Origin of the sequence: Nocardia sp. 852002-20019_SCH5090214 (genome assembly GCF_001665865.1) — a bacterium.
Taxonomy (GTDB): Bacteria; Actinomycetota; Actinomycetes; order Mycobacteriales; family Mycobacteriaceae; genus Nocardia; species Nocardia nova.
In genome coordinates this window covers 184093-206351 of sequence record NZ_LZMK01000045.1, presented here as the reverse complement: position 1 = coordinate 206351, position 22259 = coordinate 184093, and the positions used below count along the sequence as shown (strand labels likewise).

Here is a 22259-nt window from a genome sequence, read left to right as displayed (position 1 = left end):
GCCGATCGGTTACAGCCGCGACAGCCGCATCGGCGCCCCGTCGCGCGGGAACGGGATGGTGTTGAAACCCCACGGCATCAGATAGTCGTCGGGGATGTGCCAGCGGTAGGCACGCACCATCGCCGCGATGACGACCTTCACCTCGAGGGTGCCGAAATGCATGCCGATGCATTTGTGCGCCCCCGCGCCGAACGGCATCCACGCCAGCCGGTGCGATTTGTCCTCGCGCCGGTCCTCGGCGAACCGTTCCGGATCGAAACGTGCCGGCTGCGACCACAATTCGGGCAGCAGATGATTGACCCCGTAGGCGACGTCGACGTGGGTGCCGGCCGGAATGTAGTGACCGGCCACCTCGGTGTCGCGCACGGCGCGGCGCACCAGGCCCGGCACGGGCGGCACCAGCCGCAGGCTCTCCTTGATCACCAGGTCCAGATCGCGCAGGCGGTCGAGATCGGCGATCGTCGGCGGCGCACCGTCGAGCTCGTCGAACAACGCCTGCGCCTCGGCGCGCACTCGCTGCTGCCAGTCCGGGTGGCGGCCCAGGTAGTAGGCGACCGAGGTCGCGGTGGTGGTGGTCGTGTCGTGGGCGGCCATGATCAGGAAGATCATGTGGTTGACCACGTCGGCGTCGGAGAAGGTCGCCCCGTCCTCGGCGCGGGCGTGACACAGCGCGGAGAAGAAGTCCGCACCCTCTTCGCTGCGCTTCTGCGGCACCATCGCGGTGAAGTACTCCTCGAGCGTCTTGCGCCCGCGCAGGCCGGCGCGCCACGCACCGCCGGGTACCGGATAGCGCACCAGCGCCAGCGGCGCGTGGGTGCAATCGAGGAAGGCCTGTCCGAGCCGGTGGCGTTGCGGTCCGGCGTCGACCCCCATGAAGGTTTCGGTGGCGATCTCGAGGGTGAGATCTTTCACCGTCGGATACAGCCGCAGGGTGCGCGCACCGGCCGGGTTCCAGCCTTCGACCGCGGCCTGGACCACCGGGCTCAATTGCGCCAGATGCGATTCCAGCCGTTCGCGGGTGAACGCCTGCTGCATGATGCGCCGGTGGAACATGTGCTCGGAGAATTCCAGCAGCAGTAGTCCGCGGCGGAAGAACGAGCCGATCAGGAAGTCCCAGCCCTGCCCGAAATCGTTGCGGCGCTTGCCGAGTACCTCGTCGACGGCCTGCGGACCGGCGATCAGGACGCGGTCGACGCCGAAGGATTTGTTGTAGCTCACCGGGCCGTAGCGGCGGTATCGGTCGTACATCTCGGCGGGGCCCCAGCGCAGATACTGCAGCGAGCGGCCCAGTACCGGCAGTCCGGCGTCACCGCGCACGGCCGCCGCCGCGCTGGCTCGCGGCGGTGTCGCCAGCACCTGCTCCCGGGCCGGTAATCGGTGCAGCAGCCGGTCGATCAGATGACTGTCCGGAATTTCGATGAAGCCGATGTTCTCCCGTTCGGCTTCGGAGGGACGCGGGTCGACGCTGACCATGACTGATGCCTCCCGAACACAGCAGCCGCGCAACGCCGCCCGGCCGCAAGAAAAGTACACCTCGTACATTAGAGGTAGGATCGCGCTGTGACAAGGGACACAGAAATTCGGCGTCCGGGCCGGCCGCCCGGGCCGCCCCGGGATCCGGACCGCCGGCGCGCGGAAATCCTCGACGCGGCCGAGCGGGTGGTGGCCGGCTCCGGAGCTCGGATGACGATCGCGCAGGTCGCCGCCGAGGCCGGATACGCGCGCACCGCGGTGTACGCGGTGTTCCCGGATCTGTCGGCGCTGATCGACGCCCTTGCCGAGCGGCATATGAACGCCATCATCGCCGCCGCCGACGATCTGCTGGCCCAGCCGCTGCCCGCCCGGCAACTACTGCGCGCGGTGGTGACCCTGATCTGCGATTTCGTCGACGCCAACCCCAATCTGCACCACGTCATGATGCAGCGGCTGGAGCGCGGCGACGCCGAGCACCGGCCGTTCTTCACCCGCGTATCCGACTGGGCGACATCGATTTTCGACATCATCCTGCGCCGCCTCGACGCCGACCCGGCGCTGGCGCGGATCTGGGCGACCGCCACCGTCGGCGCCATTCTGATGTCGGCCGAGGCCTGGATGCAGCAGCCGACGCGCTCGCGCGCGGAATTCGTCGACCAGCTCGCGGCCTTTCTGTGGCCGACCGTGGAGAGCATCGGCGGCGACCGCCTCGTCGGGCCGCTGACGGTCGCCGCGGAGCCGGTGCCGAAGTGATCGCATACCCGCCCTCCGGGGGCCGAAACTCGGGCTCGGGGTGTGGACGCGCCGACATTCGGTGCTCGTCGTGACTGCCTCCGGGCAGCCGACTACCGTTGAGCCTGTCGTAGACCGAACGTCCGGCGAGGAGCGCTGATGGGAACCGAAACTGTCGAGAACCGACGCCACCGCGTGGTGGTGATCGGATCCGGCTTCGGCGGCTTGTTCGCGTGCAAACATCTCGAGCACGACAACGTCGATGTCGTACTGATCTCCAAGACCTCCACGCACCTGTTCCAACCGCTGCTCTACCAGGTCGCCACCGGCATCCTGTCCACCGGCGAGATCGCTCCCGCCACCCGCATCGTGCTGCGTAAGCACCACAACACTCGGGTGATCCTGGGCGAGGTCCACGATATCGACCTGGTGAACAAGACCGTGACGTCGAAACTGCTCAACCAGGACACCGTCACCTCCTTCGACAGCCTGATCGTCGCGACCGGCGCTCAGCAGTCCTATTTCGGCAACGATCGGTTCGCCACCTACGCGCCGGGGATGAAGACCATCGACGACGCGCTGGAACTGCGCGCCCGCATCCTCGGCTCGTTCGAGGAGGCCGAACTGGCCAAGACCCAGGAGGAACGCGACCGATTCCTGACGTTCGTCGTGGTCGGGGCGGGCCCCACCGGCGTCGAACTGGCCGGTCAGATCGCCGAACTCGCCGACCGCACCCTGGTCGGCACCTTCCGCAACATCGATCCGCGCGACGCCCGCGTGCTGCTGGTCGAAGGCGCCGGCGCGGTGCTCGCGCCGATGGGCCCCAAGCTCGGCGGCAAGGCCCAGCGCCGCCTCGAGAAAATGGGCGTGGAGATCCAGCTCAACGCGATGGTCACCGATGTCGACGCCCGCGGTGTGACGGTCAAGGACAAGGACGGCACCGAGCGGCGCATCGAATCGGCGTGCAAGGTGTGGTCGGCCGGCGTGCAGGCCAGCGAACTGGGCAAGATGCTGGCCGAACGGTCCAAGGGCACCGAAACCGACCGGGCCGGGCGGGTCGTGGTCGAACCGGATCTGACGATCAAGGGCTATCCGAACGTCTTCGTCGTCGGCGACCTGATGGCCGTGCCCGGTGTGCCCGGTCAGGCGCAGGGCGCCATTCAGGGCGCCACCTACGCCGCCAAGCAGATCAAGGCCGAGGTCGCCGGGAAGCAGACCCCCGATCAGCGCAAGCCGTTCAAGTACTTCAACAAGGGCAGTATGGCGACGGTCTCGCGGTTCAACGCCGTCTGCCAGATCGGCAAGCTGGAGTTCTCCGGCTTCTTCGCATGGCTCATCTGGCTGGTACTGCACCTGTACTACCTGATCGGCTACCGCAGCCGGACCGTCACGGTGTTCCAGTGGTTCGTCGCCTTCCTCGGCCGCAACCGCGGGCAGATGGCGGCCACCGAACAGTGGGTCTTCGCCCGGCTCGCGCTCGAGGCCATGAACGGCAACGAGACCGACGCCCGGGAGGTGGAGGCCGAGGTCGGCAACACGACGCCTCCCGCCGCACCGGGCGAACCGCCGGCGAAGTCGGCGGCCCCGACTCCGGACGGCGAAAAGGCCTCGGGCACAAGCGAATCCGCCGGTCCGAGCGAGTCCTCCGCCACGAGCGAGTCGACTGCCTCCGGCTCGTCGCAGCCGAAGGCGGGCTGACGACTCGGCCTGATCACCACAGCACTACCGAGGGCCGCAAGCCGATGCGCTTGCGGCCCTTGTGTATTCACGCCGGCCGCAGAGCACGCTCGACTGCCCTGCCCGAGGGCCGAGCCCGACGTCTCCGCTCACCCCGCTGCGGCGGCTCGACGGCGAAGGTTCGCGGGGGTTTCGGACAGCCGCGCACCCGTCCATGTCGAGAGCGAACCCCCGGCGGCCAGCGGCAGCACCGCGGCGGCCATACCGATGGTCGAGGCGGGGCTGTCGTCGGGGTAGCGCAGCTCGCTGGACAGCGCGCGGTGGGCCGACAGTAAATCGTCGGCCGCGGTGCCGGCACCGAGTTCGAGGCGATGGCGCAGCAACGGCAGGGCGGACGTGTCGGCGACGAGGTCGCCACGCCAGCGGCCGTGATCCTCGCCGGTGCGGCCGATCTGCACGCGTTCGCGGAGGCGGATCCGGGCATCGGCGGCCAGCCGAACGGTGGTGACCGCACGATGGTCGGCTCCCCCGGCGACGACCGTCGGTTCCGGATCGAAGTCCAGTTCACCGCCCGCGCCGATGTCGATGGTCCATGATGCCGTCGATATCGGAGTCGTGCGGCCGGGGAGCACGATCGTGGCGGCCACGGAGCGAACCGTCAGGCGTGCACCGGGCTCGACCACGATGTGGATGTCGAGTTGGTCCCCGCCGAGCGGTGTGGCCGCGGCACCGATCAGATGCACCGTATCCGGCCCGGTCGAGCGGACCGCCAGCGCGCCGGTCGCCGCCGTTCGCGGCCGGGCCCCGGCGCGGGCGACGATGCGGATCTCAGTGCGCAACAGCGCTTTCCCCAGCGGCATCGGCGGCCGCCGCCGCGCGCAGCCGATCGCGCACCCACGCCAGCACCGGTGTCGCGGCCGGATCCTCGGTCAGCGAACTGAAGACGAACGGGCGACCCGCGCGCACCGCCGCGGAATCGCGCCGCATCACCTCGAGGTCGGCGCCGACCATCGGCGCCAGATCGGTCTTGTTGATCACCAGCAGATCCGAGAACGTCACGCCCGGACCACCTTTGCGCGGCACCTTGTCGCCCCCGGCCACGTCGACGACGAAGATCTGCACATCGATCAGGCCCGCGGAGAAGGTGGCGGTGAGGTTGTCGCCGCCGGATTCGACCAGAATCAGATCCAGCGGCGGATTCGCCTCGATCAGATCATCGATGGCGTCGAGGTTGGCGGTGATGTCGTCGCGAATCGCGGTGTGCGGACAACCACCGGTCTGCACCGCGCTGATCCGTTCGTCGGGCAGAACCGCGTGCCGGCGCAGGAAGTCGGCGTCCTCGGTGGTGTAGATGTCGTTGGTCAGCACCGCCAGCGACAGTTCCGCGCGCAACTGCCGGCACAGCGCCGCGACCAGCGCCGTCTTCCCCGATCCGACCGGCCCGCCGATCCCGATGCGCACCGGCTCCCCCGGCGTCCGCACCCGCCTGGGGCGGTCATGGGCGTGATCGTGCGGTTCGCCATCGATCAGATGCGGCGGCATGAGCTCTCCTTCGGGCCTCGATTCTCGACGATCATCGTGGCCGATTCATGTGAACCCGGTGTTACCTCGCCCGACATGCGCACGGGTGCGCCGACATCCGGGCGCCCCCCGCCTAGCTCCGCGACTCGGCCGACTCGTCGGCACCGGCGGGCTGTATGGACCGCAGTGCCGCCATCCATATCACGGTGAGCTCGTCGACGAGTTCCTCACCGGTCAGCACCAGCCGCTCGGACAGCACCGCCTCTATCACGTCGAACGCGCCGCCGAGCAGGAACAGGGCCAGTGCGTGCGTGGACGGTTGTGACGACCTCGGCAGCGGCAGGGTATCGGTGATGATCTGGGCGAATTCGACCAGCAGCGTATGTCGTCGATCGCGCAGCGGGCCGTGTCCGGCCGCGCAGATCAGGATCGCGGTGGCCTTTCGCCGATCCTCGGCCACGACACCGTAACCGGCGGCGATCGCGCCCCGCACTCGTTGTTCGATGCTCTCCCCCGCTGCCACGGCCGCCACGCCGCGCGCCACGATCTCCTCCGCGACCGTGTCCACGACCGCGCACAGCAGCGCATCGAGATCGGTGAAGCTCTCGTAGAAGTAACGCGGGGTCAATTGGGCACGGCTGCATACGGATCGGACGCTGATCCCGGCCAGACCGTCCTCGTGCAGGCAGTCCAAACCGGTCTCGATCAGCACCTGCCGCCGCTGTTCACGCCGGACATGCCCGGGAACGCCCCGGTAGGTACCTGCCACAATCGCCTCCACATATTGACAACGACAACGACCGTTATCAGACTACCCGGTGACACGGGACACACACACCTGGGAGACGACGATGACTCTGCTGATGCACGACCGCGCCGGCGTGCCCGGCATGCCGGGCGATTCCGGACTGCCGCTGATCGGCTACACCTTGCAGCTGGCACAGGGCACGATCCTGACCGGCGAAAGCCGCTACCGGCGGCACGGTCCGGTGTCGTGGTCGCGCGCCCTCGGCATGACATCGGTGCAGGCGATGGGCCCCGACGCCTGCGGCGAGGTGCTGCGCAATCGGGACCAGGCGTATGCGAACGGTCCCGGCTGGTCGACGTTGATCGGCCCGTTCTTCCACGGCGGTCTGATGCTCATGGATTTCGATGAGCATCATCGCCACCGCCGCATCATGCAGTCGGCGTTCACACCCCAGCGCCTGGCGGGCTATCTCGGTCCGATGAACGAGACCATCGCGGCCGGGCTGCGGCGCTGGCCCAGCTCCGGCACCCTGCGCTTCCATCCGCTGATCAAGCAGCTCACCCTCGACGTTGCGACCCGCACGTTCACCGGGACGCCGCTGGGTCCCGAGACCGACCGGGTCAATACCGCGTTCACCGATACCGTCGCCGCCACCACCGCGGCGCTCCGGCTTCCCGTGCCCGGAACACGCTGGTCACGGGGACTGAGCGGGCGGCGGGTGCTGGAGCGGTATCTGGCCCCGAGGCTCGCGGGCAAACGCGCCGGCGACGGCAACGATCTGTTCAGCGCGTTGTGTCATGCGGTCGGCCCGGACGGGGAGCGGTTCACCGACAGCGAGATCGTCGACCATATGGTCTTCCTGCTGATGGCCGCGCACGACACCGCAACGGCGACAATGACCACGATGGCCTACTACCTGGCTCGCCACCCGGAGTGGCAGGAGCGGTGCCGGGAGGAGTCTCGCGCCCTCGGGGTGGACGCGATCGACTACGCGGATCTGGACCGGCTGGAATCCCTCGACCTGGTGATGAAGGAGGCGATGCGCATCATCACCCCCGTACCCACCGTGATCCGCAAAACCGTGCGGGAGACCGAATTGCTGGGCTACCGCATTCCCGCCGACACCCTGGTCGGGGTCATGCTCTGGCATCTGCACCACATGCCGGAACTGTGGCCCGAGCCCGACCGGTTCGATCCGGAGCGTTTCGCCGAACCGCGGCGCGAAGACAAATCACATCGCTACGCCTATCTGCCCTTCGGGCACGGAGTGCACAAATGCATCGGCATGTACTTCGGCGGGATGGAGGTCAAGGCAGCGATGCATCAACTGCTGCTCCGGCAACGATGGAGCGTCGATCCGGACTACCGCATGCCCGTACTGCTGCGCCCGCTGCCGAAACCCGGTGACGGCCTGCCCATCCGGCTGTCTCCCGCCTGATCGTCTTCGACGGGCCGGTCGCAGCCACCGCGTGGGCTAGGACGCGAACAGCGGCATCTCGCGGTCGAGGTGGCGCTGAGCGAGCACGTCACCGAGCGGGTCGGAGAGGGCGGCCGGGCCGATCGTGGCCGCGCGCGCGGTCTCGTCGCACAGTGCGGCCAGCTCCAGCGTGATCGCCGCGACGGCCGCCGGATCGAGTGCGAGCAGCCGTTGCGCCGCGGTGGCGGCTCCGGTCATCGTCGTATAGACCACGACCCCGGCGATCTCCACCGGTCGCACCGCCGCGGCCTGCCCCACCACGCCGAAGACCGTCGACAGATGTGGCCGCACGCCCGAGCTCGACCAATCATGGTGCGGCCATACCTGTTTCGCGAGCCGAAGCAGTCCGCGCCCCTGCGCCCGCGAGGCCGTGCGCGCCGCCGGCGCCGGGGTGCGGGCGTCGGCCTCCGCCTCGGCCGACGAGGAAGTCAGGGTTCCCGCACAGACGGCCGCCGACAGCGAGGCCGAGACCAGGCCCGTCGTGCGGATCCGCCGGCGCAGATAGGCCGCCACCGTGTCGAGGTCGCGCACGAGCCCGGAGGCGATCGCCTCCTCGACACCGCCGGAATGCACATGCCCGCCGATGGGCAGCCGCGAATCGGCGAGCGACATCACCATCGCGAGACTCATGGGCATCTCCTGCGGCCGGGCACGATCTCCGATCCTAGAACCGCGCGGTCAGCCGGCCGCCGCGAAGTCCGCGGCGGCGCTCATCGCGGCCCACTTCTCGGTTTCGTCGGCCCGGGCCTGCCCGGCCGCCCGCGCCGCGGCCAAGGCGTCGCTGCCCAGGAGAAGGCGGCGAGGCGGCTCCTCGGAGTCGGCCACCTCGACGATGATGCGGGCGGCGCGCGCGGGGTCGCCCGGCTGGGATCCGTCGTTGTCGCGGCGGAAGCGGTGGACGGCGCCCACCGTCGCCTCGTAATCGGCACCCACCGGATGGATGGTCATCGAGGCGCCCTGCCAGTCGGTGCGGAAGGCGCCCGGCTCGACGATCACCACCCGCACCCCGAACGGGGCGACCTCGCTCGCGAGCACTTCGGAGAATCCCTCGACCGCGAATTTCGCCGTCTGATAGGCGCCCAGCCCGGGCGAACCACCGACTCGGCCGCCGATCGAGGAGATCTGGACGAAGGTTCCCGACCGCTGGGTCCGCAGCACCGGGAGCGCCGCGCGGGTGACGTGCACGACGCCGAACAGGTTGGTCTCGACCTGCGCCCGGAAATCGTCGGCGGCCATCTCCTCGATCGGTGCACTGTCGGCGTATCCGGCGTTGTTGACCACGACGTCGAGCGAACCGAAGGTCTCCACGGCCGCGCGTACAGCCGCCTCGGCCGCCTCCGGGTCGGTGACGTCCAGCGGCACCGGCAGGATGTGCGAACCGTAGCGCCGCACCACATCGTCGAGCTGTTCGGGGCGTCGCGCACCGGCGACGACCCGGTGCCCGGCGGCCAGGGCGGCCTCGGTCAGCTCCCGTCCCAGGCCCCGCGACGCACCGGTGATCAGCCATGTTCCGGCCATAGTCGTTCCTCCGTGCCTCGTCCGGTCGCCCTCGAAGCGACCCGACTTCTTCAACTGCTACATCAATGTAGCACTTACTTCTGTTTCAGCTACTGCATTGAAGCGATTATTCTGTTATCTGCTGCTCGTATGGGTACATTGAAACCGTGAGAGCTGACGCCGCCCGCAATATCGAACTGGTGCTGACCACCGGAGCCCGGCTGCTCGCCGACGATCCGTCGGCGAGCCTGTCGGCCATCGCCGCCGCCGCCGGCGTCGACAGACGCACCGTCTACCGCCGCTTCGCCTCCCGCGACGACCTCCTCGCGGCCGTCTATCAGGCTCGATACGACGCGGTCGAGGAAGCCATCGCGAGCGCCCGGCTCCGGGAGGCGCCGGTCGCGGTCGCCCTGCACCGGTACGTCGAAGCGATCATCGGCGTCAATCGCCGCTGGCCGGTGCAGACGGCGAGATTGGTGGCCGACGAGACCATTCGCGGTCGGCGCGAACCGCTGATCGCCGAGGTCGACACCTTCCTGCGCCGAGCCACCGACGAAGGCCTGCTCCGGCCCGGCCTCCCCGCGGGCTGGGTGTCGACGCTGCTGGCACAGCTGATGGTCGACGCCGCCGAGAACCTCCCCCAGTTCGATCCCGCCCGCGCGGCGGACATCGTGGTCGACACACTCCTGCACGGCGTGGGCTCCGGACCGGACAGTTCCGCGCGCGCTTGACCTCAACAATGGTCGAGGTTGCAGGCTGGGCTCATGAAAGCGATACGCCTGCACGAATTCGGCCCGGCCGAGAACCTGCGCTACGAGACCGTCCCCGATCCGCGGCCGGCGGCCGGACAAGTTCGAATTACCGTGGCCGCGGCGGGAATTCACCTGGTCGACACGCATCTGCGCCGAGGCCTGCCGGGCCCTTATCCGGTGCCGCCGTTGCCGACGATCCCCGGCCGGGAGGTCGCGGGCGTCGTCGACTCGGTGGGCTCAGGTGTCGACGCGGATCTGCTGGGCGCTCGGGTCGTCACCCACCTCGGCGCAGCATCAGGCGGTTATGCCGAACTGGCGGTCGCGGATGCCCAACGGCTGCACCGGATTCCGGACGCACTGGATCCGGGCGCGGCGGTGGCGATGATCGGCACGGGACGAACCACCCTGGGCATTCTGGGATTCGCCGAGCTCGAGCCGGGACAGCTCGCGGTGGTACCGGCGGCGGCGGGCGGGATCGGCACGCTACTCGTGCAATATCTGCGCGGCGCCGGGCTCACCGTCGTCGGACTGGCCGGTGGTCCGGCCAAGGTCGCCACGGTGGCGGCCAACGGCGCCGAGCTCGCCCTCGACTACACCGACCCGAGCTGGCCCGACGCGGTGCGCGCACGCTTCGGCGAACGGCCCGCGCACTGGATCTTCGACGGCGTCGGCGGCGCAGCGGGCCGCGCGGCGGTCGAACTGCTCGCGCCCGGCGGCGCCCATCTCGTCTTCGGCTGGAGCGATAGCGCGCTGGAATTCGACCCCGATGAACTCGCCGCCCGCGGTATCACCTCACGGTCGGTTCTGGGCCCGGACATGCTCGCACGCGGCGGCGGAATCGCGGCCCTGGAGACGCGCGCGCTGGCCGCGGCCGGATCAGGGCGGCTGCGCCCGGCGGTGCACCGTTTCGCCCTCGGCGACGCCGCGGCCGCACACCGGGCCCTCGAGGACCGCGCGACCGTCGGCAAGGTCGTCCTCGAGCCGTGAGCAGTCGATAGCTGATCAATTGCTGACGTAACCGATTCGTAGCCCCTCGCCTCGGTCGCGGACCCTACGCTGGAGGTCGCGTCTCGTTCTCACGGCCCGCGACCGAGGCCGGCGGGCGCACGCGGAGGAGGTTCGTCCATGCCTGTGTGCACAACGCGTGACGAGGTCGACATCTACTACAAAGACTGGGGTTCGGGCCGCCCCGTGGTCTTCATCCACGGCTGGCCGCTCAACGCCGACGCCTGGGACGATCAGCTGAAACACGTGGCGGACAACGGCTTTCGCGGTATCGCACACGACCGCCGCGGTCACGGGCGCTCGGCACAGCCGTGGGGCGGATACGACTTCGACACCTTCGCCGACGATCTGAACGATCTGCTCACCCGGCTCGACCTGCGCGATGTCACGCTGGTGGCACATTCCATGGGCGGTGGCGAACTGGCCCGCTACATCGGCCGCCACGGCAACGGCCGGGTGCGCTCGGCGGTGTTGCTGTCGGCTATCCCGCCACTGATGGTGCGCACCGAGGGCAACCCGGAAGGCGTGCCCGACGAGGTGTTCGATCAGATCAAGAAGGGCATTCTGACCGAACGCTCGCAATTCTGGCGCGACACCTCCGAGGGCTTCTTCGGCGCCAACCGGCCGGGCACCAAGGCCACCCAGGGCAATCGCGACGCGTTCTGGTTCATGGCGATGCACGAGTCGATCGAGGCCGGGGTGCGCTGTGTCGACGCCTTCGGATACACCGACTTCACCGCCGACCTGGAGAAGTTCGACGTGCCGACTCTCATCGTGCACGGCGACGACGATCAGATCGTGCCGATCGACGCGACGGCCCGCAAGGCGGCGAAGATCATCCCGAACGCCACGCTCACCGTCTACGAGGGCGGTTCGCACGGTATCGCGCTGGTCCCCGGCGACAAGGAACGTTTCAACGCCGATCTGCTGGCGTTCCTGCAGAGCTGACACAATCCCGAGTGCTCGCGCGAATCCGGTTGTCGCGCACGGCCATCGGCGACTGTCCACGCACGCGGTTCAGGTGAATCGGATGCTGCGGGCCATCAGCCGCTGCATCGGGCCGCGGGTCAAATCCGTCCACGCCTGCAGGGGACCGCTCCACCACGGTGAGATCTCCACCGGTTTCGCGACGACGGCATGACACACCAGATCGGCGGCCTCCGAGGCGGTGAGTCCCGGCATGGAACCGAAATCGGTGGGCGCGCTCATGCGGGTGTGCACCAGCGGCATGTAGATCGAGGTGGTGGTGACGCCGTCGGCCGCCACCTCGGTCGCCACCGTGCGCAACCACTGGTCGAACGCCGCCTTCGAGGCACCGTAGGCGGCCCATCGCGGCGCCGGCGGCATGCGCAGGCCCCAGGTGGAGATGTTGACGATATGTCCGCGACCGCGCTCCCGCATCGCCGGGAGCAGGGCCAGCAGCAATCGCACGGGGCCGAGGTAGTTGATATCGATGGTCCGGGTGAAATCGTGAAAGCGATCGTAGGACTCGTCGATCGAGCGGCGAATCGATCGGCCCGCGTTGTTGATCACCACATCCACCCGCCCGTGCGTGGCGAGGATGTCGCGGGCCAATGCGTCCACCGCCTCCATATCGGTCAGGTCGGTGCTGTACGTGTGCGCGATGCCGCCGGCCGCGGTGATGTCGTCCGCCGCGGCGTCGAGTTCCGCCGCCGAGCGCGCGACCATGACCACGACGGCTCCGGCGGCGGCGAATTTGGCGGCGGTGACCTTTCCGATGCCGTGCGAGGCGCCGGTCACCAGCACGACCCGGCCCGAGACGGCCTCGCGCAGCGCCGCGTCCTGGGGCCGCGACGTGGGATACAGCAAACGCGTCGCGACCCGTTCGGCCAGCGGGCGGCCCGGTGAAGCGGTATCTGTCACAGCCGAAACTGTATTGGGCCGCCTCCACCGGCGGGCCGGAATCGTCACCGTCGACCGGGAACCGGTCAGCGCGTTCCCGCCGCGGCGGACGCGGCATCCACCGCGGTCGCGCGCCGGCGCCGGCGACCCGAGGTCGCCGCGGCCGCCACCGCCATCATGATCAGCAGTGCCGCACCGACCACCAGCGCGGTGTGCATGCCGGTGACGAACGAGCTCTGCGCGGCATGGACCACCGCCGCATCGCCGCGATGGAGCACGAGCGTCTCGCCTAGCGTGTCGGCGAAATCGCCACCGGACCGGAACACCAGTGCCGCCAGCGAACCCAGCAGCGACAACCCGAGGGCGTTACCGAGTTCGAAACTCGTCTCGGAGATGCCGACCGCCGATCCCGCCCGCTCGGCCGGAACCGAGGAGACCGCGACCTCCGACACCAGGGTGAACACGATGCCGTAGCCGAGGCCCGCGATCGTGGAACCCGCAATGTACCAGCCGATTCCGCCGTCGACGCCGATGCCGAGCAGCAGCAGATTGCCGACCGCGGCGGCGCTCAGCGCCAGCACGAACGATCCGCGGGTGCCGAGCCGGCGCGCCACCCGGGCGCCACCCATCGAGCAGATGAACACCGCGATCGCCGCCGGAATACCCAGCAGCGCCGCGCCCAGGACGTCGCGCCCGGCCACCGACTGCAGATACATGCTGGTCAGATAGCTCATGCCGGCCAGCGACATCATGCCCACGGTGGACGACCCGATCGCCACCCGGAACAGGCCGCGCCGGAACAGGCTCAGATCCAGCAGCGGTTCGGCCAGGGTGCGCTGGCGCCGCACGAATGCCACCAGCACCGCGACACCGGCGAGGCCGAGCACCACCGAGATCGCGTCGACGCCCTCGGCCGCGGCCCGTTTCACCGCGTACACCAGCGGCAGGATGCCGCCGATGGACATGATCACGCTCACCGGATCCAGCGGTCCGCGACCGGCGGTGCGGTGTTCGGGCAGCAGCAGCGGTCCCAGCGCCAGCAGCACCAGTAACACCGGCGTGTTGATCAGGAAGATCGAGCCCCACCAGAACTTGTGCAGCAGCAAGCCGCCGATCACCGGCCCCACCGCGGAACCACCCGCGAAGAACGCCGTCCAGACGCCGATGGCGGTGCCGCGGGCCCGGGCGTCGGGGAACAGACTCGAGATCAGCGCCAGGCTCGACGGCAGCAGCGTCGCACCGCCGACACCCATCAGCGCGCGCGCCGCGATCAGCACGCCGGCGCTGGGCGCGAAGGCCGCCAGCAGAGAGGCGATGCCGAAAACCGTTGCGCCGGCGAGCAATATGTTGCGCCGGCCGATGCGGTCACCGAGATTGCCCATGGTGATCAGCAGTCCGGCGATCATGAATCCGTAGATGTCGAGAATCCACAGCTGCTGTTCGGCCGAGGGGTCCAGATGCTCGGTCAGCGTCGGCATCGCCAGATACAGCACCGACATATCCATCGACACCAGCAGCACCGGCAGGATCAACACGGCCAGACCCAGCCACGCCCGCCGGGGGGTTGCGCTCGGCGCGGTATGGGCCGCCGCCGAGGTCTCAATGCCGACCATCACCTATCCTTCATCTCGTGCGTACGTCGTACGCGACCGGGGTACAGCGTACGCATCCGGCCGCAGAAAGGAAAGCGAGTTTCGATGCCGAAACCTTCCCACCCACCCTCACCTGCGACGCCAGGCTCTTCGAGCCGGTCGCAGCCCGAGCGGCTGACGCGAGCGGCGATCGTCGACACCGCCATCGCGCTGGCGGACGCGGACGGCATCGACGGATTGTCCATGCGCCGCATCGCCGAGCGGATGGGCGTGGGCGCGATGTCGCTGTATCGGCACGTGCCGAACAAGGACGCACTACTGGCCGATATGACCGACGAGGTCGCGCGGCGCTACCCGTATCCGGCGCCGGAAGCGGACTGGACCTGGCGCGACCGGGTCCGCGCGGCCGCCGATATCGACTGGCAGCTCTACCGGCTGCATCCGTGGGTGCTGTTCACCTTCGCGGTCCCGCGCTACAACTTCGGCCCGCACAGCCTGGCGTGCCTGGGCTGGCTGACCGAAGGTTTCCTCGAGCTGACCGATGATCGCCGCGAGGCCACCGCGATGGCGCTCGAGGTCTGGAGTTACATCGCCGGCATCGCCCTCCAGCAGGTCAGCGCCACCATCCTGGCCGCCCGCGAGGACGAGCACGACGAATCCTCCGGGCTGACAGCACTTCTGGAGGGCACCCCGCGCTGGCCGAGCCCGCCCGCGCTGGCGCCCCTCGAAGGCACCGGACTCGGCGATCTGCTCGATCCGGTGCGGCAATTGCATTCGGGCCTGTCGGCGCTGTGCGACGGTTTCGCCGCACGCCACGGCTGATCGGCGGTCAGTAGTACGAACGGCCCTGCGTGCCACCGGAGACCGACCACACCTCCACGATCAACCCCTCCTCGACGCGCAGGATATCGGTGCCGCTCACCGCGATCTCACCGTCCGCCACCGGACGACGCGAACCGTAGGGCCGCGCCACGATCCCGGTACGGCGGTCGTCGATCTCGACGACCGCCTCGCCCTGGGTTTCGAATCGCTGCCCGGGCGCGGCCGCGCGGAAGGCCGCGATCTGCCGCGCGAACGTCTCCGGGTCGTGAATGCTGTCGTAGGCCTCGGCGCCCGGCTGGGCGTAGCGAAGTGTGAAGTGCGGGGCCATGATTCGGTTCGCGAGTTCCAGCTCCCCGTTCCACATCGCCGTCCATCGGTCGAACAGTTCGATGCCGTACGCGCGCATGTCCACTCCAATAGTCTCATTGATACGGTATGACGGATATGAAGCTATAGTCTCAGTGAGACCGTGTCAAATGCCGTGCCGAACCGAGACGTGCCGAACCGAAAGCTGACGACCATGCCGGACCTGGGAGCGCAGGACCATATCGTGCTCGGGCTCATCGCCCGGCACGGACCGCTCACCCCCTACGAGCTCAAAGCGCGCATGGAGGAGAGCATCGACTACTTCTGGCCGGTGCCGCATGCGCAGCTCTACCGCATTCCGGCCCGGCTGGCCGAGCGCGGCCTGCTGCACGAGGACGCCGAGGAGACCGGCCGCCGGCGCCGGGTTTTCCAGCTCACCGACGCCGGACGCGAGGCGTTACGCGCGTGGCTGGCCGACCCGCAGTGCGCGCCGCCGGAGACACGCGATCCGGCGCAGGTGAAATTGTTCTTCGCCGACCTCGGCGCACCCGAGGACGTGGTCGCCCTGGCCCGCCGCCAGGCAGCCGAGCACCGCCGCTGGCTCGACCGCTACCGCGCCATGCACGCCGAGATCGATCCGGCCGATACGGTGCGCGCCCAATCCCGTTCCCGCATCTTGGAACTCGGTATCGGCCACGAACAGGCGTACGTGGACTTCTGGACCGAACTCGCCGACCACCCCGACCGGATCGAGCACGGCGATTCGGCATCGGTCAACCGGTGACCACGGCGTAGGCGAAGCCGTCCCAGCCTTTGCTGCCCACGGTCTGCAGCACGGTGGCCTCGAGCCGCGGCTCGTCGGCGAGCAGTCGCAGCGCTTCCCGGGCCCCGCGGACCGCGGGGTCGCCGGGGTCGCCGTCGGCCAGGGCGCCGCGGCGCACGACGTTGTCGACGATGATCACCGAACCAGGGTGGGTCAGCCGCAGCGCCCACTGCACATAGTTGGCGTTGTTGACCTTGTCGGCGTCGATGAAGACCAGGTCGAAGGGCTCGCCGTGCTCCTCGGCGACTCCGGGCAGGGTGTCCAGCGCGGCGCCGACCCGGATCTCCACTCGTTCCCCCACCCCCTTGCGATCGAGGTTGGCGCGGGCCACCTCGGCGTGGTGCGGATCGAATTCCAGCGTCACGACGCGCCCCTGAGAGCCCACCGCACGCGCCAGCCACAGCGTGCTGAACCCGCCGAGCGTCCCGATCTCGAGCACACGCCGCGCCCCGGCCGAGAGCGCGAGCAGATACAGGAATTTGCCCTGCGCCGGCGAGACGTCGATGGGCGGCAGGCCCGCCTCGGAATTCGCCTGCGCCACATCGGAATCGGCGTCACCGATCAACGTGTCCACGACGTAGCGGTCGACCTCGCCCCATGCGGCATTCGTCATATCGGCCAGTGTGCCACCGCGACCGCACCGGCGCAGCGCCGCCGACGGGCCCGGCGCCGGGGCGAGGTTCAGAACAGGAAGTAGCGCTGCGCCATCGGCAACTCCGTGGCGGGCTGCTGGTCCCACACCTCGCCGTCGATGCGCACAGTGAAGGTGTCGGGTTCCACCTCGATACGCGGCATCGCGTCGTTGAGCGGCAGATCGCTCTTGGTGCGGCGGCGTACATCGGCCACCGGCACCAGTTTCCGCCGCACCTGCAGCCGCTCGGCCAGCCCGTCCTCGACCGCCTGCGGGGAGACGAAATGCAGCGACGCGCCCGCCGCCACCACGGGTGCGGCGCCGAACATCGGCCGCGGCAGCACCGGCTGCGGTGTCGGAATCGAGGCGTTGGCATCGCCCATCGCCGCCCAGGCGATCGCGCCGCCCTTGAGCACCGCATGCGGGCGGACACCGAAGAAGGCCGGCTCCCACAGCACCAGATCGGCCAGTTTGCCGACTTCCACCGACCCGATCTCGTGGTCCAGGCCGTGCGTCACCGCCGGGCAGATCGTGTATTTCGCGATGTAGCGGCGCACCCGGTGGTTGTCGGCGGCCCCGTCACCGGGCAGCGCGCCGCGGCGGCGCTTCATCATGTGCGCGGTCTGCCAGGTCCGCATCACCACCTCCCCGATGCGGCCCATCGCCTGCGAATCCGAGCCGATCATGGAGATCGCGCCCAGATCGTGCAGCAGATCCTCGGCCGCGATGGTCGAGGGCCGGATCCGGCTCTCGGCGAAGGCGAGATCCTCGGGCACGGCCGGATTGAGGTGGTGGCACACCATCAACATGTCCAAATGCTCGTCGAGGGTGTTGACCGTATGCGGGCGAGTCGGATTGGTGGAGCTGGGCATCACATTCGGGTGCGAGGCGACGGTGATGATGTCCGGCGCGTGCCCGCCGCCGGCGCCCTCGGTGTGATACGAGTGGATGGCCCGCCCGGCGATCGCGGCGAGGGTGTCCTCGACGAATCCCGCCTCGTTGAGCGTATCCGAATGCAGCGCGACCTGAACCCCCGCGGCGTCGGCCACCCGCAGGCAGGCGTCGATCGCCGCCGGGGTGGTCCCCCAGTCCTCGTGCAGCTTGAATCCGCCCGCGCCACCGCGCAATTGCTCCCACATCGCCTCGGGGCGCACGGTGTTGCCCTTGCCCAGCAGCAGGATGTTGACCGGCCAGCCGTCGGTGGCCTCGAGCATGCGGCCCAGATGCCAGGCGCCGGGAGTGACGGTGGTGGCCTTGGAGCCCTCGGCCGGTCCGGTTCCGCCCCCGATCAGGGTGGTGATACCGCCGCCGAGCGCCTCGTCGAGCAACTGCGGGCAGATGAAATGCACGTGGCAGTCGATCGCGCCGGCGGTGAGGATGCGGCCGTTGCCGGCGATGATCTCCGTCGACGGGCCGACCACCAGATCCGGATGCACGCCGTCCATGGTCTCCGGATTGCCGGCCTTGCCGATCGCGCAGATGCGGCCGTCGCGAATGCCGATGTCGGCCTTGACGATTCCCCAGTAGTCGACGATCACGGCCCCGGTGATCACGGTGTCCGGGGTGCCCTCGGCGCGGGTGGCGCGGGCCTGGCCCATCGATTCGCGCAGCACCTTGCCGCCACCGAAGACGGCCTCGTCACCGGCCAGACCGGGTCCGCCGCAGCGGTCTTCGGTGATCTCGATCAGAAGATCGGTGTCGGCGAGGCGAATTCGATCGCCGACCGTGGGGCCGAACAGCGTGGCGTAGCGGGCGCGGGACAGTTCCGCCATCAGTCGACCGGCCTTCCGTCTGTCTCATCGGACCGGTTCGCCACCGGGCCGAGCCGTCCCGGCGCGTCCGGGCCGATCCCGTACACCTCGCGGCTACCGCCCAGCGGCACCAGCGAAACACGCTGCGCCAGGCCGGGTTCGAAGCGCACGGCAGTACCGGCCGGGATGTCGAGGCGGCGGCCGTGCGCCACGGCCCGGTCGAAGTCGAGGGCCGTGTTGGCCTGTGGGAAGTGCACGTGACTGCCCACCTGCACCGGCCGGTCGCCGGTATTGACCACCTCGAGTTCGATCCGGTCGGCGCCGGCATTGATCTCGATGAGGCCGGCGGCGAGCAGATACTCGCCCGGCACCGGGCCGGAGCCGCTCTCGGCGGATATCGCGCTCATCGGTGCCCCTCAGCCGATCGGGTGATGCACGGTCACCAGTTTCGTGCCGTCGGGAAAGGTGGCCTCGACCTGCACGTCGGCGATCATCTCGGGAACACCCGCCATGACGTCGTCGCGGGTGAGCACGGTGCGGCCCGAGGACATCAGTTCGGCGACGGTGCGGCCGTCCCGGGCGCCCTCGAGGACGTGGTCGGTGATGATCGCGACCGCCTCGGGATGGTTGAGTTTCAGCCCCCGAGCCTGCCGCCGGCGCGCCAGTTCGGCCGCGTAGCTGAGCATCAGCCGTTCCTGCTCGTGCGGTGACAGACGCACATCGACTCCTCGGCTGCTCGGGCGTACGGTGCTCGATATCTTGGCACGGCCGTACCGAGTGCGCTCGCCGGGACGGGCGCTCGCCTCGGCGGCGTCAGGCCTTGGCCGCCCCGTCCGCGGTGAGGTTCTGCAGCCGCACCTGGCCGCGCGCGACCACCCGGTCCTGCTCGTCGGTGATCTGCACCTGCCACAGCTGCTGCGAGCGGCCCTGGTGAATCGGGGTGGCGACACCGCGCAGGCTGCCCTCGCGAACCGCGCGCAGGAAGTCGGTGTTGTTGTTGACGCCGACCACATGACCGCGGTCACCGAACCACACGCCGCCGCCGACACTGGCCAGGGTTTCGATGATCGTGCAGTACACCCCGCCGTTGACGATGCCCGCGGGCTGATGCAGCTGCGGCGAGACCACCCACTCCCCGACCACACGATCGGGCCCGACCTCGGTGTACTTCAGACCGATGAGGTCGGTGAAGGTCCCCTCGCTGTAGCGGGTCATCTGCTCGGGCGTGACATCCGCCAGGGAGCGAGCCTCGAATCGGTCGTGCTGTGTCATAGAAAAACACTTACACCACCTGAGTACCGGCCGGTACGGCGGTGCCGCGCGCGCCCGGCCACCCAGGTGCCGGGTAATCGAGCAGCACACCGGCGGCACAATGTGAAAATCGTTGTACCGCAGCGGCATACGCACTCACGGCGATCCGGCTACGGTTGCGATCACGGCGAGCGCAACCCTCGCTCCGGCCCCCGCGCCGCCCTACCGTGGCGGCCATGACAGCCGCATCGGACACTCCGCTCAACGACATCGTCGACGCCACCGCACAGGCCGTGGCCGGCGATCCGGCGAAGGCGCAGGTCCTGTTTTCCGCTGCCGGAGTCGCGGAGGGCGCCGTCGGCAGCGCCGTCACGGCCGGCACGTATACGGTCCGGGTGGACGAGCCGGCCGCGCTGGGCGGCGCGGGCACCGCGCCGAATCCGGTCGAGTTCTATCTGGCGGCGCTGATCTCGTGTCAGGTGGTGACCTACCGGTTCTGGGCGCAACGTCTCGGCATCGTCGTCGACGATCTGCGCATCGAGGCCGAGGGCGACCTCGACGTGCGCGGCTTCTTCGGACTCGACGACAGCGTGCGCGCCGGGTTCCAGCAGGTCCGGGTGAATGTGCACATTCGTGGTCCGGAGCCGGCGCAGCGCTACGCTGAACTGCAGGCCGCCGTGGACGCTCACTGCCCGGTTCTCGATATCTCCACCGGGCCGACGCCCGTGCTGACCACACTGATCACACCGGAGTTGGAAAACTCCGCAGTTCCCGCCTGATTCTTCACGAATCGGGCATTCTGGGGCGGCGCACCGCCGCCTCGTGCGCGACGATCCATCCCATCTACACATTTTGGAGCTGAAACCCATGACCGACTCCGTCGAGCCGAACGATCCGGCGCAGAACTGGAGCTTCGAGACCAAGCAGGTCCACGTCGGCCAGATTCCCGACGGCACCACCAACGCTCGCGCGCTGCCGATCTACCAGACCACCTCCTACACCTTCCGCGATACCGATCACGCGGCGGCGCTGTTCGGTCTGGCCGAGCCCGGCAACATCTACACGCGCATCATGAACCCCACCCAGGACGCGGTCGAGCAGCGCATCGCCGCCCTCGAGGGTGGTGTGGCGGCGCTGCTGCTCTCCTCGGGCCAGGCCGCCGAAACCTTCGCGATCCTCAACATCGCGGGCGCCGGTGACCACATCGTGTCGAGTCCGCGCCTCTACGGCGGCACCTACAACCTGTTCCACTACACGCTGCCGAAGCTGGGCATCGAGGTGTCGTTCGTCGAAGATCCCGACGATCTGGACCAGTGGCGCGCCGCGATCCGCCCGAACACCAAAGCGATCTACGGCGAGACCGTGTCCAACCCGCAGAACCACATCCTGGACCTGCCGGGCCTGGCCGAGGTCGCCCACACCGCCGGTGTGCCGTTCATCGTGGACAACACGGTGCCGACCCCGTACCTGATCCAGCCGCTGAAGCACGGCGCCGACATCGTCGTGCACTCGGCGACGAAGTACCTCGGCGGCCACGGCGCCGCGATCGCCGGTGTGATCGTCGACGGCGGCACCTTCGACTGGACGGTGACCGACGAGCAGGGCAACTCGCGCTTCCCCGGCTTCACCACCCCGGATCCCAGCTACCACGGCGCGGTGTTCGCCGATCTGGGTGCGCCGGCCTACGCACTGAAGGCACGCGTGCAGTTGCTGCGTGACCTCGGCTCCGCGGTGGCCCCGTTCAACGCGTTCCTGATCGCCCAAGGTCTCGAGACGCTGAGCCTGCGGGTGGAACGGCATGTCGCCAACGCGCAGGCGGTCGCGGAATTCCTCACCGAGCGGCCCGAGGTGACCAGCGTCTTCTACGCGGGCCTGCCGTCGTCGCCGTGGTACGAGCGCGGCCGGGAACTGGCCCCGAAGGGCACCAGCGCGATCGTCGGCTTCGAGCTGGCGGGCGGCGTGGACGCGGGTAAGCGGTTCGTCGACGCGCTGACCCTGCACAGCCATGTCGCCAATATCGGCGATGTGCGTTCGCTGGTCATTCACCCGGCCTCGACCACGCATTCGCAGCTGACGCCCGAGGAGCAGCTGGCCGCGGGTGTGACGCCGGGCCTGGTCCGGCTCGCGGTGGGCATCGAGGGGATCGAGGACATCCTCGCCGACCTGCGGACCGGTTTCGCCGCCACGCACTAGTTCTCGCCGATGCCCGGTTCGCCGCCCCCGGCGGTGGGCCGGGCATCGTCGTGTCTGCGAACACGCACCGGCACTTCGGGATTCGGGGGCGTCGCTCGGAAACGACGCGGCGGGCCCTTCGTCACGAAGGGCCCGCCGCGGGCAG

The 22259-nt window shown here is 69.2% G+C and carries 24 protein-coding genes; 10 read left to right on the top strand and 14 right to left on the bottom strand.

Annotation, left to right across the window (positions count from 1 at the left end; translation table 11 throughout):
• Window positions 1–9: 9 nt before the first annotated feature.
• Window positions 10–1473: a cytochrome P450 gene (locus A5780_RS06265; RefSeq protein ID WP_064907970.1), complete on the bottom strand. Its 1464-nt coding sequence runs from the start codon at window positions 1471–1473 to the stop codon at window positions 10–12.
• 87 nt (window positions 1474–1560) lie between these two features.
• Between A5780_RS06265 and A5780_RS06260 the strand changes: the two genes are divergently transcribed.
• Together A5780_RS06260 and A5780_RS06255 are read left to right on the top strand one after the other, a co-directional pair.
• Window positions 1561–2226 (top strand): TetR/AcrR family transcriptional regulator, encoded by a 666-nt coding sequence (locus A5780_RS06260; RefSeq protein WP_146098586.1) that lies wholly within the window; start codon window positions 1561–1563, stop codon window positions 2224–2226.
• A gap of 138 nt (window positions 2227–2364) precedes the next feature.
• Window positions 2365–3903 (top strand): NAD(P)/FAD-dependent oxidoreductase, encoded by a 1539-nt coding sequence (locus A5780_RS06255; protein WP_082940700.1) that lies wholly within the window; start codon window positions 2365–2367, stop codon window positions 3901–3903.
• Between the two features lie 128 nt (window positions 3904–4031).
• On the opposite strand, the gene A5780_RS06250 is transcribed toward A5780_RS06255, so the two are convergent.
• The 3 genes from A5780_RS06250 to A5780_RS06240 form a co-directional block, all read right to left on the bottom strand.
• Window positions 4032–4721 (bottom strand): urease accessory protein UreD, encoded by a 690-nt coding sequence (locus tag A5780_RS06250; RefSeq protein ID WP_064907988.1) that lies wholly within the window; start codon window positions 4719–4721, stop codon window positions 4032–4034.
• A complete protein-coding gene (ureG, locus tag A5780_RS06245; protein ID WP_064906812.1) occupies window positions 4711–5424 on the bottom strand; it encodes an urease accessory protein UreG in 714 nt (237 codons plus the stop codon). The genes A5780_RS06250 and ureG overlap by 11 nt, the downstream gene beginning before the upstream one ends.
• A 112-nt stretch (window positions 5425–5536) precedes the next feature.
• Window positions 5537–6172 carry a TetR/AcrR family transcriptional regulator gene (locus A5780_RS06240; protein ID WP_146098587.1) on the bottom strand — a complete coding sequence of 212 codons (636 nt, stop codon included), beginning with the start codon at window positions 6170–6172 and terminating at the stop codon, window positions 5537–5539.
• A gap of 49 nt (window positions 6173–6221) precedes the next feature.
• Here A5780_RS06240 and A5780_RS06235 point away from each other — a divergent pair, with 49 nt between their 5' ends.
• Window positions 6222–7589 (top strand): cytochrome P450, encoded by a 1368-nt coding sequence (locus tag A5780_RS06235; RefSeq protein WP_308248126.1) that lies wholly within the window; start codon window positions 6222–6224, stop codon window positions 7587–7589.
• A 36-nt stretch (window positions 7590–7625) separates the two neighbouring features.
• Here A5780_RS06235 and A5780_RS06230 read toward each other — a convergent pair whose 3' ends face one another.
• Entirely contained in the window at window positions 7626–8258 is a 633-nt protein-coding gene (locus A5780_RS06230; RefSeq protein ID WP_064907969.1) for an urease accessory protein UreF, read from the bottom strand.
• Between the two features lie 48 nt (window positions 8259–8306).
• Window positions 8307–9146 (bottom strand): oxidoreductase, encoded by an 840-nt coding sequence (locus tag A5780_RS06225; RefSeq protein WP_063018817.1) that lies wholly within the window; start codon window positions 9144–9146, stop codon window positions 8307–8309.
• A gap of 146 nt (window positions 9147–9292) precedes the next feature.
• Between A5780_RS06225 and A5780_RS06220 the strand changes: the two genes are divergently transcribed.
• The 3 genes from A5780_RS06220 (at window position 9293) to A5780_RS06210 (ending at window position 11830) form a co-directional block, all read left to right on the top strand.
• Window positions 9293–9856 carry a TetR/AcrR family transcriptional regulator gene (locus A5780_RS06220; protein ID WP_181064721.1) on the top strand — a complete coding sequence of 188 codons (564 nt, stop codon included), beginning with the start codon at window positions 9293–9295 and terminating at the stop codon, window positions 9854–9856.
• A gap of 33 nt (window positions 9857–9889) precedes the next feature.
• Window positions 9890–10864, top strand: coding sequence for a zinc-binding dehydrogenase (locus tag A5780_RS06215; protein ID WP_064907968.1), 975 nt, complete (start codon window positions 9890–9892; stop codon window positions 10862–10864).
• A 138-nt stretch (window positions 10865–11002) separates the two neighbouring features.
• Entirely contained in the window at window positions 11003–11830 is an 828-nt protein-coding gene (locus A5780_RS06210; protein WP_063018821.1) for an alpha/beta fold hydrolase, read from the top strand.
• Between the two features lie 69 nt (window positions 11831–11899).
• Here A5780_RS06210 and A5780_RS06205 read toward each other — a convergent pair whose 3' ends face one another.
• Window positions 11900–12766: an SDR family NAD(P)-dependent oxidoreductase gene (locus A5780_RS06205; RefSeq protein WP_231982862.1), complete on the bottom strand. Its 867-nt coding sequence runs from the start codon at window positions 12764–12766 to the stop codon at window positions 11900–11902.
• A gap of 65 nt (window positions 12767–12831) precedes the next feature.
• Window positions 12832–14358 carry an MFS transporter gene (locus A5780_RS06200; protein WP_064907967.1) on the bottom strand — a complete coding sequence of 509 codons (1527 nt, stop codon included), beginning with the start codon at window positions 14356–14358 and terminating at the stop codon, window positions 12832–12834.
• Between the two features lie 84 nt (window positions 14359–14442).
• On the opposite strand from A5780_RS06200, the gene A5780_RS06195 reads away from it, so the two are divergent.
• A complete protein-coding gene (locus tag A5780_RS06195; protein WP_082940701.1) occupies window positions 14443–15159 on the top strand; it encodes a TetR/AcrR family transcriptional regulator in 717 nt (238 codons plus the stop codon).
• Window positions 15160–15166: 7 nt separating this feature from the next.
• Here the strand turns inward: A5780_RS06195 and A5780_RS06190 are convergent, their stop codons facing one another.
• A complete protein-coding gene (locus A5780_RS06190; protein WP_231982863.1) occupies window positions 15167–15565 on the bottom strand; it encodes a nuclear transport factor 2 family protein in 399 nt (132 codons plus the stop codon).
• Between the two features lie 114 nt (window positions 15566–15679).
• Here A5780_RS06190 and A5780_RS06185 point away from each other — a divergent pair, with 114 nt between their 5' ends.
• A complete protein-coding gene (locus A5780_RS06185) occupies window positions 15680–16249 on the top strand; it encodes a PadR family transcriptional regulator (protein WP_064907965.1) in 570 nt (189 codons plus the stop codon).
• On the opposite strand, the gene A5780_RS06180 is transcribed toward A5780_RS06185, so the two are convergent.
• From A5780_RS06180 to A5780_RS06160, 5 genes are all read right to left on the bottom strand, one after another.
• Window positions 16239–16901: an O-methyltransferase gene (locus A5780_RS06180; protein WP_064907964.1), complete on the bottom strand. Its 663-nt coding sequence runs from the start codon at window positions 16899–16901 to the stop codon at window positions 16239–16241. The genes A5780_RS06185 and A5780_RS06180 overlap by 11 nt on opposite strands.
• Window positions 16902–16969: 68 nt before the next feature.
• The gene (locus A5780_RS06175) at window positions 16970–18691 is read right to left on the bottom strand and encodes an urease subunit alpha (protein ID WP_064907963.1); all 1722 of its coding nucleotides are present in this window, start codon (window positions 18689–18691) and stop codon (window positions 16970–16972) included.
• Window positions 18691–19077, bottom strand: coding sequence for an urease subunit beta (locus tag A5780_RS06170; RefSeq protein WP_064907962.1), 387 nt, complete (start codon window positions 19075–19077; stop codon window positions 18691–18693). Before A5780_RS06170 ends, A5780_RS06175 begins: the two co-directional genes overlap by 1 nt.
• A gap of 9 nt (window positions 19078–19086) precedes the next feature.
• Window positions 19087–19389: an urease subunit gamma gene (locus A5780_RS06165; protein ID WP_030517690.1), complete on the bottom strand. Its 303-nt coding sequence runs from the start codon at window positions 19387–19389 to the stop codon at window positions 19087–19089.
• A gap of 94 nt (window positions 19390–19483) precedes the next feature.
• Window positions 19484–19942: a PaaI family thioesterase gene (locus A5780_RS06160; RefSeq protein ID WP_197039928.1), complete on the bottom strand. Its 459-nt coding sequence runs from the start codon at window positions 19940–19942 to the stop codon at window positions 19484–19486.
• A 215-nt stretch (window positions 19943–20157) separates the two neighbouring features.
• Between A5780_RS06160 and A5780_RS06155 the strand changes: the two genes are divergently transcribed.
• Together A5780_RS06155 and A5780_RS06150 are read left to right on the top strand one after the other, a co-directional pair.
• Entirely contained in the window at window positions 20158–20700 is a 543-nt protein-coding gene (locus A5780_RS06155; protein ID WP_063018837.1) for an OsmC family protein, read from the top strand.
• An 88-nt stretch (window positions 20701–20788) separates the two neighbouring features.
• Window positions 20789–22114 carry a bifunctional o-acetylhomoserine/o-acetylserine sulfhydrylase gene (locus A5780_RS06150; RefSeq protein ID WP_063018859.1) on the top strand — a complete coding sequence of 442 codons (1326 nt, stop codon included), beginning with the start codon at window positions 20789–20791 and terminating at the stop codon, window positions 22112–22114.
• Window positions 22115–22259 lie beyond the last annotated feature (145 nt).